The 13,303-nt window shown below is 36.4% G+C and carries 12 protein-coding genes and 2 pseudogenes; 9 read left to right on the top strand and 5 right to left on the bottom strand.

The genetic code is table 11. From position 1 onward, the window contains the following. The first annotated feature begins 40 nt into the window (after window positions 1-40). The 8 genes and pseudogenes from IGJ63_RS07680 (at window position 41) to IGJ63_RS07645 (ending at window position 7,915) form a co-directional block, all read left to right on the top strand. Window positions 41-2,812 (top strand): annotated as a pseudogene (locus tag IGJ63_RS07680) (sigma 54-interacting transcriptional regulator). A 71-nt stretch (window positions 2,813-2,883) separates the two neighbouring features. Continuing rightward, window positions 2,884-3,303 (top strand): PTS sugar transporter subunit IIA, encoded by a 420-nt coding sequence (locus tag IGJ63_RS07675; protein WP_002389037.1) that lies wholly within the window; start codon window positions 2,884-2,886, stop codon window positions 3,301-3,303. Between the two features lie 11 nt (window positions 3,304-3,314). After that, window positions 3,315-3,785, top strand: a complete 471-nt coding sequence (locus IGJ63_RS07670) for a PTS sugar transporter subunit IIB (RefSeq protein ID WP_002395206.1) — start codon at window positions 3,315-3,317, stop codon at window positions 3,783-3,785. A 15-nt stretch (window positions 3,786-3,800) separates the two neighbouring features. Further along, a complete protein-coding gene (locus tag IGJ63_RS07665) occupies window positions 3,801-4,592 on the top strand; it encodes a PTS mannose/fructose/sorbose/N-acetylgalactosamine transporter subunit IIC (RefSeq protein ID WP_002395205.1) in 792 nt (263 codons plus the stop codon). Then, window positions 4,573-5,406, top strand: a complete 834-nt coding sequence (locus IGJ63_RS07660) for a PTS system mannose/fructose/sorbose family transporter subunit IID (protein WP_016626583.1) — start codon at window positions 4,573-4,575, stop codon at window positions 5,404-5,406. The genes IGJ63_RS07665 and IGJ63_RS07660 overlap by 20 nt, the downstream gene beginning before the upstream one ends. A gap of 10 nt (window positions 5,407-5,416) precedes the next feature. Next, window positions 5,417-6,493, top strand: a pseudogene (locus tag IGJ63_RS07655) (SIS domain-containing protein). Then, window positions 6,487-7,491, top strand: coding sequence for an SIS domain-containing protein (locus IGJ63_RS07650; RefSeq protein ID WP_002395203.1), 1,005 nt, complete (start codon window positions 6,487-6,489; stop codon window positions 7,489-7,491). Before IGJ63_RS07655 ends, IGJ63_RS07650 begins: the two are co-directional and overlap by 7 nt. 73 nt (window positions 7,492-7,564) lie before the next feature. Next, complete coding sequence (locus tag IGJ63_RS07645) at window positions 7,565-7,915, top strand: DUF2200 domain-containing protein (RefSeq protein ID WP_002360043.1); 351 nt, start codon at window positions 7,565-7,567, stop codon at window positions 7,913-7,915. Window positions 7,916-8,061: 146 nt separating this feature from the next. Here the strand turns inward: IGJ63_RS07645 and IGJ63_RS07640 are convergent, their stop codons facing one another. Next, the gene (locus tag IGJ63_RS07640; RefSeq protein WP_002364154.1) at window positions 8,062-8,421 is read right to left on the bottom strand and encodes an iron chaperone; all 360 of its coding nucleotides are present in this window, start codon (window positions 8,419-8,421) and stop codon (window positions 8,062-8,064) included. Between the two features lie 150 nt (window positions 8,422-8,571). After that, the gene (locus IGJ63_RS07635; RefSeq protein ID WP_002357118.1) at window positions 8,572-8,721 is read right to left on the bottom strand and encodes a hypothetical protein; all 150 of its coding nucleotides are present in this window, start codon (window positions 8,719-8,721) and stop codon (window positions 8,572-8,574) included. A 208-nt stretch (window positions 8,722-8,929) separates the two neighbouring features. Between IGJ63_RS07635 and IGJ63_RS07630 the strand changes: the two genes are divergently transcribed. Then, window positions 8,930-10,762 carry an LTA synthase family protein gene (locus IGJ63_RS07630; protein ID WP_016626585.1) on the top strand — a complete coding sequence of 611 codons (1,833 nt, stop codon included), beginning with the start codon at window positions 8,930-8,932 and terminating at the stop codon, window positions 10,760-10,762. A gap of 39 nt (window positions 10,763-10,801) precedes the next feature. Here the strand turns inward: IGJ63_RS07630 and IGJ63_RS07625 are convergent, their stop codons facing one another. The 3 genes from IGJ63_RS07625 to IGJ63_RS07615 all read right to left on the bottom strand — a co-directional run bounded on the left by IGJ63_RS07625 (window position 10,802) and on the right by IGJ63_RS07615 (window position 13,225). Next, window positions 10,802-11,983, bottom strand: coding sequence for a multidrug effflux MFS transporter (locus tag IGJ63_RS07625; protein ID WP_002365813.1), 1,182 nt, complete (start codon window positions 11,981-11,983; stop codon window positions 10,802-10,804). 109 nt (window positions 11,984-12,092) lie between these two features. Then, a complete protein-coding gene (locus tag IGJ63_RS07620; protein ID WP_002362038.1) occupies window positions 12,093-12,488 on the bottom strand; it encodes a DUF3224 domain-containing protein in 396 nt (131 codons plus the stop codon). Window positions 12,489-12,559: 71 nt separating this feature from the next. Further along, on the bottom strand, window positions 12,560-13,225 hold the full coding sequence (locus IGJ63_RS07615; protein ID WP_016626586.1) for a cyclic nucleotide-binding domain-containing protein: 666 nt from the start codon (window positions 13,223-13,225) through the stop codon (window positions 12,560-12,562). Window positions 13,226-13,303 lie beyond the last annotated feature (78 nt).

Here is a 13,303-nt window from a genome sequence, read left to right as displayed (position 1 = left end):
GTTTTTTTTAGGTACGTTATGATAAACGAGAGGTGATTTTATGTTAAAAACGCAAATTGTTGATTATTTACGCAATCAAACAGCTTTTTTTGAACCATCTTTAGTCAGTGAAATTTTCACAGCAAGCAATATTGCAACGACATTTTCTATCAAACGAAATACAGCTAGTCACTATTTAAATCAGTTAAACGAAGAAGGGATTCTAGTTAAGATCAATACACGACCAGTTTACTTTTTTCATAAAGAAGCGTTTCAACAACAAAACTATCTTTTAAAAAGAACTGTTTATCAAAGTTTCCAAGAAATGATCGATGAACAGCCTGTTTTTGATCGCAAAAGTGATTTTTTTCAGTCGGTCATTGGTTATCGCGGTAGTTTAGCCCAGACCATCGAACAATTAAAAATGGCAGCGCTTTATCCTGGCGGTGGATTACCTGTCTTAATTACAGGTGAAAGTGGTACGGGTAAAAGTTTTTTAGCATCCTTATATTATCAGTTTTGTCTTTAAAAAGAACTACTTGACGATTCAGCACCTTTTGTGACAGTTAATTGTGCGCAATATGCCAACAATCCAGAGCTTTTAACTAGTCAATTATTTGGGCATCTTAAAGGCGCTTTTACAGGAGCAGATTCCGATAAAATTGGAGCCTTTCAAAGTGCAGAAGGGGGCGTTTTATTTTTAGATGAAGTTCATCGTTTGAGTCCTGAAGGGCAGGAAAAATTGTTTACATTTTTAGATCAGGGTATCATTTATCGGATGGGTGAAACCAATCGGCCCATTCCTGTTACGTGTCGGTTGTGCTTTGCCACAACTGAAGAAATTTCTAGCACCTTTTTAACGACATTTTTAAGACGAATTCCTATTCAAATTAAAATCCCAAGTCTTGCTGAACGCACTCAAGCGGAAAGAAAACAATTAATTATGCGAGCATTTTATGAGGAACAGCAAGCTATTCAAAAAGCAGTTACTATCACGCCACAAGTTATCCAACTTTTAGAAAACCACCATTATGTAGGCAATGTAGGTGAATTAAGAAATAATATAAAAATTATTACTGCACGCAGCTTTGCCGTCAATCTTGACAAACATGTTATTCCAATCACTTTGCACGATCTACCGAAAGAATTTCTGGATCAATCGATCAGACTAGCTCCTGATGAAAATGAATTGCCTATTCGTTTAGATGGGCAAACAAATCTGGTTAGTTTGTTAGAGGAAACAGAGCTTGCGCAAAGAAGAATTATCCAGAGTTATGAACGAATCCTTCGTCTTTATGTCTCTCACCATCATCATCTTTCCACTGCCAATAACGACATCTCGAAAGAAATTGAACGCTTATTCGATGATTTATTATTTGAAAAGAAGCGAGAGAAAAATCACGAAATGCTATTGTTTATTACGCAAAATATCCGTCAATTATTGGAAACGATTGAATCGTCTTATCAAATTCGGTTTAATGGCAGTTTAGTCTAAGCATTAAGCACCTATCTGTTTCAACGAAGATGTATTGATTGGTTTCCAGAAAAAGAACCTACAACAGTCATTGACGAACTTTTAACAGAAGTTCAAACCAAATTAGCAACTAGTTATGGCTACGCTGAACAACTGTTAACTTTAGTGAAACGTTCATTAGATATTGAGCTATCCCAGATGGATCGAATTATTGTCACCATTTATCTTCACTCTTCGGGTTCAGTAAAGGAAAGTCACTATCCGAAAGCGGTGATTGTTGCCCACGGATATGCCACAGCAAGTAGTATTGCGAATGTTGCAAATCGGCTGTTAAATGTGCCAATTTTTCAATCGTTTGACATGCCGTTAGATGTTACTCCCAAAAAAATTTCCGAACACTTAATTCACTATATGGAACGTCAAGAAACGAGGAATGGTTTAGTAATTCTTTTTGATATGGGTTCATTGAAAGAAATTTATCAGTATTTTCCGGCAGAAGAAGAAGGTCCTTTTTTATTAATGAATAATGTGACAACAAGCTTGGCTCTATCTATAGGAGAAGCCATTAAAGACGAAGTTTCTTTTGAAGAATTGCCCCAAAAAGCGTTAAAGGTTCATCCAAATGAATGGGAAATCATATTACCTGAAAATAAAACGGAACGTGTCATTTTAACAACGTGTAGTACCGGAATTGGCACAGCCGTTAAAATTAGAGATTTACTTGAAAAAAGTTTACCTGCGGAAGCACAATTAAAGATTATTCCTTGTGAATATAATCAATTACGTAATGCAGAGTCGATCAAAGAAAGTTTTCCAGAATATGAGATTGTCGGCATCATCGGTACAAACAACCCGTCTTCAAATGACCTCCCGTACATCTCTTTAGAAGAGTTGATTGCAGGAAAAGGAATTACGACCCTTTTAGAATGGACAAAGAGAGAATTAACTAAAGATATGCTGTCCTATGTAAATCATGAGTTGATTCGTAACTTTTCATTAGATCGGGTCATTCAATCAGTGACGATTTTAGATACAGAAAAAATTATTCGACAAGTAGAAGTCTTTTTAATTCAATTAGAAGAGCGGTGGCAACAAACGATTCAAAATGATCGTAAATTGGCGGTATATGTCCATGTCAGTTGTTTAATTGAACGATTGATCCGGAATGAACCTATTGAAAATTATAATGGCGCCGAACAATTAAAGCAGTGTCAAAGAACGGTCTTGCAAGAGTTAAAAGAGGCGTTTAGTGTCATTGAAAAAGTTTATAGTGTCAATATACCTGAATCGGAGCTTTTTTATGTCTATGATGTGTTGTTTGGAAAAACGGAGTTTAACAACGCAGAAAGCGATTTTTAAAATAAAAAGGAGGGAGTGCCACTTTTTTGGCACTCTTTTTGCTATATAAAGAAGTAAGTGAGGTGAAGAAAATGGAACGTAAAATTATTCTGGCAACACATGGTAATTTCGCTGCAGGGATTCAGACATCATTAGCTTTAATTTGTGGTGAAACAAAGAATGTGGAATGTCTTTGCGCTTATATGGAACAACCTTATGATTTAGCCAAGACGGTCAAAGACATTTTAAAGAACAATCAACAAAATGAATTAATTGTGATTACGGACCTATTTGGCGGAAGCGTGAATAACGAATTCTTTAATTATGTGGGGAAACAAGCAATGCATTTAATTTCAGGATTAAATTTAGCAACGTTAATTGAAATATATACCCAAATAAATACTGTTGATTCATTAGTTGATTTAGTAAAACGTGCCGTTGAAAACGGACAAGAAAGTCTTTGTTATTGTAATGAGTTATCTAGTAAAGAAATTTTAGAAGAAGAATTTTAGGAGGAAATGAAATGATTAAATTGTTAAGAGTCGATCATCGCTTGTTACATGGTCAAGTGGCTTTTTCATGGACCCAAGGCTTAGGCGCCGATTGTATTTTAATCGCAAATGATGACGTACCTAAAAATGATATTCGAAAAACAACCATTAAGCTAGCTAAACCAGCAGGAGTAAAACTGGTCATTAAAACGATTGAAGATGCGATTGCCGCACTAAAAAGTGGTGTTACAGAAAAATACAAACTTTTTATTGTAGTTGAGAGTGTGGAGGATGCTTATCGATTGGCTACTGCTTGTCCAGAAATAAAAGAAATTAACTTAGGAGGGATGAAAGTAAGGGAAAATACTCGAAACATTTCTAAAGCAATTAATATCACACCGGATGAAGAAAAAATGGTTAAAGAATTGGTCGCAAATGGTTGTGAAGTTGAAATTCGACAAGTCCCAAATGACAAAAAAGTAGCAGCATTAAATGTCTTGTAGAAAGGAGAAATACAAATGATAGGACAAGCGATTCTTTTAGGTTGCATCGCTTTTATTGCGCAGTCGGAATATGCTTTAGGTACCTCGTTGCTTTCAAGACCAATTGTAACCGGTTTATTTGTCGGAATTGTATTAGGTGATGTCAAAACGGGCGTAATCATGGGCGCAACCTTAGAGTTAGCTTTCATCGGTTCTTTTTCAGTGGGCGCCTCAATCCCACCTGATGTAGTGACTGGTGGGATTCTTGGTACAGCGTTTGCTATTACTGCTGGCGCAGGAACAGAAACAGCCTTAGTCTTAGGCTTGCCAATCGCAACGTTAACGTTGATTCTTAAAAATATTTATTTGGGTTTGCTCATCCCAATCATGAGTCAAAAAGCTGATCAGTATGCTGAAGAAGGAGCATATAAAGGGGTGGAGCGCATGCATTTACTTGCAGGCTTTGGCTTATCGTTCATGCTAGCGCTCATTGTAACTATTTCATTTGCCGTGGGCAGTAACACCATTAAAAGCTTACTTGATCTGATCCCTGAATTTATTCAACATGGGTTGTCTGTTGCAACGGGGATTATTCCAGCGCTAGGATTTGCGATGCTTGCACGCTTACTGATTAACAAACAAGTGGCGCCATATTTCTTTTTAGGCTTCGTCTTAATGGCCTACTTTAAGTTACCTGTAACAGGAGTAGCAATTTTGGGTGCCATTACAGCAGTAATTGTTGTGAATATCATGAATTATGCCAAAGGAAAGAATGAAACAATACAAACAACGAGTGGGGAGGTAATTGATGATGACGAAGACTTCTAAAACTAAGACAGAAAACTTAATTACAAAAAAAGAACTTAATCAAGTCTTTTGGCGTTCATTTCAAATGGAATTTTCATGGAATTATGAACGTCAGATGAATATGGCTTATGTCTATGCCATGATCCCTATTTTAAAGAAATTATATCCTCAAAAAGAAGAGATGGCGGCAGCTTTAAAACGGCATCTTGCTTTCTTTAATACTACGCCGCATATCGTGACGTTTATTTTAGGAATTAATGCTGCAATGGAAGAAGAAAATGTTCTGGACGAAAATTTTGAAGTTGGAACAATCGATAGTATTAAAACCTCGTTAATGGGACCTTTAGCTGGTTTAGGTGATTCCTTTTTCTGGGGAACCTTACGCTTGATTGCAACAGGTGTTGGAACTTCGTTAGCTTTACAAGGGAATGTGTTAGGGCCAATTCTATTTTTACTCATTTTTAACGTTCCTCATGTGATTGTTCGTTATTTACTGAATCGTTGGGGCTACAAATTAGGAACTGGTTTTCTCAAAAAAATTCAAGCAAATGGCATGATGGAAAGTCTCACATTAGGCGCTTCAATAATTGGCTTGATGGTGGTAGGTGCTATGACCGCCTCCATGATTGATTTAACTATCCCGATTACAATCAGCGGAAGTGGCAAAAATGCAGTCACGGTTCAAAGTATCTTTGACGATATCATGCCTAAATTATTACCGCTTGTATCTTTTGGTTTTGTTTTTTATTTATTGAAAAAAGAAGTAAAACCTTTAGCGATTTTAGGTGGCATGGCAATTGTCGGAATTCTTGGCTCATTAATTGGTCTATTTTAGGAGGCAAAATATGAAAACGATGCTGGATTATATAAATGAGGAGCAAGCAGCCCTAACTCAGATTCTTAACCAATTTCAATTAACTGATACAGACGTTTCAAAGGTCACGCACTGTCTAATTTTAGCAACTGGCTCGTCACATAACGCTTGTCAGGCGGCTAAAGTTTACCTTGAAGAAGTGGCGCCTATTTATGTGGAAATCCAAGAGCCGTTCAATTTTGCTCATTATGGCAAAGTGGATGATCGGTTTGATCTGGTCATAGCGGTTTCGCAAAGTGGTAAAAGTGCTTCAACAATTGATGCCATTGCAAAAATTAAAAACCAAACGTCTGTAAAAACAGTGGCCTTGACAAGTGATGTCACCAGCCCGATTACGGAGGTTGTGGATGAAGTCCTGGATTTAAAAATGGGGCTTGAAACAGTTGGTTTTGTCACAAAAGGCTATACGGCAACACTTTTAAATTTATTTCTATTTGGATTGAAACTGGGCTATCAAAAGCATTAATTAACAAAAGCAGAGGTTGAAGAAGAATTAGCAAAACTTGCCAAAGCAATTCAGGAAATCGATTCGGTGATTTATAAAACCGAACAATTTTGGCAAAAAACGAAAAAAGAATTAACAGAGGGGACACGATTTATCGCAATTGGTTATGGGCCCAATATTGGTACGGCGAAAGAGTTTGAGACGAAGTTTACAGAAACAGTTCGCTTACCTTCCCAAGGATTTGAAGTCGAAGCCTATATGCATGGGCCTTATCTTGAAGCGGATACTACACATCTTTTGTTTTTTATTGAAAATCAAAGTCCTATTCAAGCACGTAGCCAAGCCTTGAAAAATTATCTAGCCAGTTATGTTGGCCAATGTTACACAATTACAACGCGTTCAACGAGAGCATCAAATACGTTAGATTTAGCAAGTGATGTCGAAGAAAAAATTAGTCCTTTATTGTTAGTTATTCCATTTCAATATTTGGCGTATCAAGTAGCTACAAGTAAAGGAATTGATTTATCTCAACGGATTTTTGATGATTTTGATTGTGTCCTAAAAAGTAAAATAGCAAAGAAAGAGGGAAATCAGTCATGTTAAAATTTAATGAAGAACAACAAATCAAAGACATACGAGGTGCCTTAGCCTTGCGTTCAGATGTTGAAAAAGTTGTTGATCAAGTTTGGACGAAAGGATTTGATGCGGTTTATTATTTAGGAATCGGCGGTACTTATGCTTCAGCCATGCAAGCAGTTACTTATGCGAATGGAAAAAGTAATTTACCAATCTATGTTCAACATGCTGCTGAGTATTACACAACAGGCAATAAACGTTTAACAGAAAAATCATTCGTCATCTTGTCTTCCGTTACTGGGACAACACAAGAAGTGGTGCAAGCCGTTCAAGAAATCAAAAAGGTCGGCGCAACGCTATTTGGTTTTATTGATGCAAAAGATAGTCTTTTAGCAGATTTATGTGATTATGTGGTGACTTATCCAGCCCCAGGAACTGAGCAAATCAAGTTCTTTATGGTAGCTGATCGTTTAATGCAAAAAAACAACGAATTTACAGATTACGAAAATTATTACCAAGAATTGGAAGAATATTTGCCTACAGGTTTAGCTGAAGCTGAAAAAAGTGCCGATGTGTTTGGCTTAGCTTTCGCGGAAAAACATCGTCATGATAGCATTCACTATTTTATTGGCGCAGGAAACCAATGGGGAGCGGTCTATTCTTATGCAATGTGCTATTGGGAAGAGCAAAGTTGGCTTCGTTCAAAATCAATTCATGCAGCAGAGTTCTTACATGGAACGCTAGAAATTGTAGACGAAACTACGCCAGTAACGTTATTTATCGGAGAAGACGAGCAGCGACCATTGGCAGAACGAGTAGCAAAATTATTGCCGAAAATCTGTGCCAATTATACAATTATTGATTCGAAAGCGTATGAACTTCCAGGAATTAGTGAAAAATATCGTGGTCGAGTTGTTTCATTTCTCCTAATGCATGCAGTAACGCAACGCATTGATGCGCATGTAGAAAAATTAAATTGTCACCCATTAGAGATTCGTCGTTATTATCGTCAATTTGATTACTAAGACAAAATAGCCTCTTTTTCCAGCAAGCCTGTGGTAGACTGAAGAGAGAATACTTCAGAAAGTAGGAAAACCAATGACAAAACCGAAAATCTATACAATGACCTTTGCCAGTGTTTACCCGCTATATATCCAAAAAGCAGAACGTAAAAATCGAACGCAAGCGGAGGTTGACGAAATTATTTATTGGTTAACTGGTTATGATGAAAAAGGCTTGCAACAACAATTGGCTCAAAAAGTAACGATGGAAACATTTTTTGAAGAAGCACCCAATTTTAATGAAAACGCCCAATTGATCAAAGGCGTAATTTGTGGCTATCGCGTGGAAGAAATTGAAGATCCTTTAATGCAAAAAATCCGTTATCTAGATAAATTAATCGACGAATTGGCCAAGGGAAAAGCGATGGAAAAAATTTTAAGAACATGAAGAGGTCGGGACAGAAGTGTTTAACTCCGAGAAATAAGAAGGAATTTCCGAAAATTGTTCTTTAATTTTTGGAGAATTTCGGCTTATTTCCGAAGGAGTTGCTTCTGTTCCCGCCGTTTATCAGTTTTTGAGCGTGGGACAAAAATTCAAAGTGATTTTTGTCCCACGCTCTTCATGTTTTCTTGTACACGGAATTTAACTATTTCCTGTATTAATGAAAGAGGTAACTCTTGCGTGTAGGGAAATTGAATGGCACCTTTCGAGGTTTTAAAAGGGCGTAATTCTTTGCTGAAACGTTGGATGGCTGATGGCGTAGGATAGAAACCTAAATGTTGCTTGGCCGCCGCAAAATGCACTAAATTGCCATTTAAGTAAAAGGTCGGCATCCCATAAGCGATTTTTTCAGTAGTCTCCTGAGGAACAACCGCTAAAATTGCTTGGTAGATTTCTGTTAACTGTGTTTGATGTTGGGGTTGCTGGCGAATATAGTTTGCAATGATGGTCATATAAAAACACCTCCGTTTGTTTCAGTATACTATGTAAAAAATAAAAGGCGAAGAAGATACAAAAAAACCGTCTAGTATTTTTTCTTTACTAAACGGCTTTTAGCTTAAATAACTACCTAAAGGGTCTTGCATGGAAATGTTTGTCACTCCTTAGTTTAATTGTTTTAAGTGTGCAATTGCTTCTTCAATTGTGTGACCAGTTGCTGTTTTACTTTCATTTTTTGCATCAAAAACAATGAAAATATTTTTGTCTGTGTCTAATTGAATACGGTATTGAATGTTTTTTACTTTGTAAGTCATAGTTATTCTCCTTTCATAAAGTACTCTAAAAAGGCGACGATAACTGATAACGAAATTCCATTGTTACTATAACACTGGAAAATTATTTTTGCAACAAATAACATTTTTTCTTTACCATTCCTTAGACTTCTTTGCTAGCTACTTCTTTACATTCTTTTTCAAGAAGCATAAAATAAATACATTACTAGTTTTTGAATAGGAGATCGATGTGAAAAAGAGAGTTGAAAAATTTAGGCGATGGCCCTACCGCTACCTTTTGTATGGAATCGGGTTCATCTTATTAGTTATTTTTAGTAATTTATATTTGCAATGGTGTCAGAATAACTTGTCTGTTGATTTAGCCTTCAAGTTTGCTTTTTCGTGGCATACGGAAAAGTTTTTCTTAGGTTGTTTTGTGCTAAGTGTTTTTTTACTTTTTTTATGTAGTTTGGCAGGTTCATTAGAAGTTGGCGCTCTTTTATATAGTGTCATAATAGGTGTTTTAGGATTTGCGGACTATCAAAAGATGTTTTATCGTGTCGAACCTATTTACCCAGACGACTTAAAAATGATCACAGAAGTTAGTTTATTAAAAGAAATGGTTGGTTTATGGCCGTTTATTTTTGTGGTAGCGTTAGGTTGTGTAGCACTTTTTTTCTTAGGAAAAGCCTTTTATAAAAGTTTCTTTTTATCGAAGAAAAAACAAACGATTCGTGTGTTAAGTCTTGTTCTTTCGATTGGTCTATTTTCATATATTGGTGATTTTAACAATCCGCAAAATTTGTTACGTAAAGCCTATAATAAAACCGCGTTATGGATTCCTTACAGCCAAAAAATGAATTACTACAATACAGGATTTATTGGTGGTTTTCTATATAATTTAAAAGTAGAGGCTATGGACCAACCAAAGGGTTATTCAAAAGAAGCTATTTCAGAAATTACTCAGAAATATCAAAAGTTGGCCGAGGCGAAACCAGTGCCGAGCAATGAGCAACCAAATATTGTGTTTGTCATGAGTGAAAGTTTTTCAAATCCAGATCATCTGAAAGGTTTGTCCATTATTGGTAATCCTTTAGCTGATTATCAGCAAATCGCTGATAAAACTTACAGTGGCCAGATGCTTTCACAAAACTACGGGGGCGGAACTGCGAATATTGAATTTGAAGCCCTAACAAGTTTTTCGATGGAATTAATGAATGCCCAAATGACTACACCTTATACAATGATGATTCCTAAGATGAAGGAATTGCCTTCCATTGTTTCATTACTTAAGGAACAAAAGTACCAAACAACGGCTATTCATCCGTACAATACATCTATGTATAAACGAAAAGATGTGTATAAAATTTTAGGTTTTGATCAATTTATCAATGAAAAAACAATGAACTATACGGATAAACTAGAAAATAATCCTTACATTTCAGATCAAGCAGCGTATCAGGAAGTGACGACACTGCTTAAAGAAAAAGAGCAACCGCAATTCATTCATTTAGTTACTATGCAAACACATATGCCCTATGAAAATAAATACACAACGTCCAATTATTTTTCTCAAGGAAACGGCAATCAAGTCGCGCTCAATAATTACTTGCAAGATATTGCCTACAGTAGCGAAGCTTTGAAAAATTTCCTACAAGAAATCGAAAAAATGCCCAAACGCACATTAGTCGTTTTTTGGGGAGATCACTTACCAAGTATTTATGATGAAAACATTCAAGCGTTGAATGAAGGGGCAGCCCTTCACCAGACAGAATTTCTAATGTATGATACGGCGAACCAGTTAACAGAAAAAAATCAGCATCAAGCAATCATTAGTCCATTTTATTTTGCTCCCTCACTTTTCCAACAAAGCGGCTTACCGCAATCGGGATTTTACGCTATGCTAAATGAGGTACAAGGACAATTGCCTGCTTTTGAAAAGGGAAATTACTATCTCGGTGGGGAATGGAAAAAAACAGTAGAAATGAATAAAAAGCAAGAACAACTATATGAGGAATACCGACTGATTCAATATGACATTGTTTCTGGGAAGCAATATAGTTTAGAAAATCAATTTTTTTAGCTAAAAAAACACACGAAACATTCGTGTGTTTTTTGATTTTTATTTTAAAGTTTTACGATAAACAATGACATAATAGCTGAAAGCTAACAGGCAAGCAAAACTTAAAAAGTAAAGCGGTAAGACCCAAATGGTGCCATTGTGAAAGTAACTAATCAAATAGGTAAAGAAACTAACAAACAAGTAATAGACAAAACTAAAAATCCCACTGGCAGTACCAATTACAGATTCATAGCCTTTTAAGGCCATACTTAAGGCATTGGGCAAAGTAATATTAATCCCTAAGAAAAAGAGAAAAATAAACAAAATAAGACCAATGATTGTTTCAAATTGTGTCATTATTAATAAACAGCAAGCCGCAAAGATACTTAGCAGCAAACCAGCAAAGGCAATTTTTTCCGCTGACCAATATCCTAGCAACCAATTGATAAGAACCGCAGCAAGAATACTAGACACAGCTAAAACTAAACCAAGAAAGCCATATTGGACACTGCTAAAGCCAAAGTGATTGATGAAAATAAACGGAGCTTCTGCATAGTAGCTAAACAATAAACCATTAATGCCCCCAATCAATAAGCCGTAGCACCAAACTTTCGAGTCGAAGGAAAGGCGTTTCGCCACGGACCAAAAAGGCGCTTTCGTTAAGGTATTTCCTAAGTGAAAGGTTTCTGGTAAACGATAAAAACTATAGAAAAGTAATAGAACAGCCATGACAATTAAGGTGCTAAAGACATGCTGATAGCCAAAATAGGTTTGAACAAGTCCGCCGACTAAGGGTCCGATGGCAGGAGATAGCGATAGGGCAGCGCTTGTTTGAGCAAAAATTTTCCCTCTTTGAAGATCGTTAAAGCTTTCCCGCATCATCGATTGGGTAATAACAGAACCAACGCTTGCACCAAATGCTTGAATTAAACGGAAGAATAACAGCCAAGGAAATGTCGGACTCAAAAAAAGGCCAATATTTCCAATTAAATAGCATAAAATTCCTAATAACATAGCTGGGCGACGTCCAATCGTATCGGATAGAATTCCCCAGAATAAAACGCCAACGGCAAAGGCAACAAAATAAATACTCATGGTTAATTGTGCCACGCTATCGTGAATGTTAAAAGCAGAACTAAGCGCTGGCAAAATAGGTGTGAAAATCGACTCGCTGATTTGTGGAAATCCCACAAGCAAAATAATAATTAGTAATGATGGGACGGTGTTTCGGGTGTTTTTCATGATTTTTCTCCTTAAAAGTTTAATCTAATCAAAAACACCCATTGTCTTTTACAACCGCCAAATTTAAAATAAGTAAAATAATGTCACCAACTTTCCTTAAAATTTTTTATTATACAAAGTCTAAATGAAGAAGCGCTTCTTCTTGACTAAATTCATAAGTGTAGCGACCAGATAAACCGGCAAGCTCACCTGATGCTTGAAATAGTTCACCAGGACAGTCTAAAAGACCTTGTGTAAACGTCCCTTTTTCGCAAGCAGTAAAGGTGCCTTTTTTTCCTAAATAAGTTCCTTCGAAATGTAGGAAACCGACCACTTGAGCCACAGCTTCAAGCCCATCAGCCATTGAAGAGCCTTGATAAGTCATTAAGTATTCCACAGAAGCTGTCCCAGATAAGGCGCCTGACAATTGATAAGTAGCGCTCGCTTGATTCACTGGGAAATTTTCATTAAGATTGTCAATCGGTTGTTCTTGCCAACTAGATACAGTAAATGATGCTTGCTCCATTGCTGTCCCTTCTTTCTTATTAATAAGAATAGGGTAGCTGGAAGCGCACTATTTGTCAACAATCCACCACTTTAACTCTTCTTTTTTTGTACAAAAGAATGTAACGCTAAGCGGTTGATGTGATAAGCAGTTCCTTGTTTTTGAATAAAGCCGCGCTCTCGAAATTGTTTGAAAGTATAAATAAGATGGCGATAACTAACCCCTAAGTATTCGGCAATCTCAGTATGTTTTTCTTTATAAACATCTTCGTGATTAGCGGCAACCAATAGCAATTCTGCTAACCGATAACTTAGTTCATAGGTCTGATTCGTTGTAAAGTGGTCCACTCGTTGGAGCATTTTTTTCCCTAGATAATGGCTGAGTTGCTGCATAAAAAGTACCTTGTTTTTTAAAACAGTTTCTGCATAAGCTAAAGGAATAGCCAAACAACAGGTTTCACCTAAGGCGATAACGTCCTTGGTTATCGTTTCCGCTTGAACTAATGTTAAATCACCAATTAAATCACCTGTCGTTAAAAACTGAACAATGGATTGGCGGCCATTGCGTTCTGTTTTTAAAATTTTCGCTTTTCCTTTGATTAAATAAAAAAGATAATTTAATGGCTCTGCTTGGTGATGAATGAATTCTTGATTTTCAAAATCGATAATAAAACTGTGTTTTAAATCAATTTCATTAAAAAAAGGCGTATTTTTAGCTAATTCTTGTTTCGGTGATTCTTGGTAGGCTGTTTTAAGCATTTTTTCTCCTTATAATAGGAGATATCTCCTATTTGTTTCTTCTATTGTAGCACATAATAGACGTATCAAGAGTAGAGG

The organism is Enterococcus sp. DIV1375a, from assembly GCF_051712205.1.
Taxonomy (GTDB): Bacteria; Bacillota; Bacilli; order Lactobacillales; family Enterococcaceae; genus Enterococcus; species Enterococcus faecalis.
This window is presented reverse-complemented; position numbering and strand designations above follow the sequence as displayed.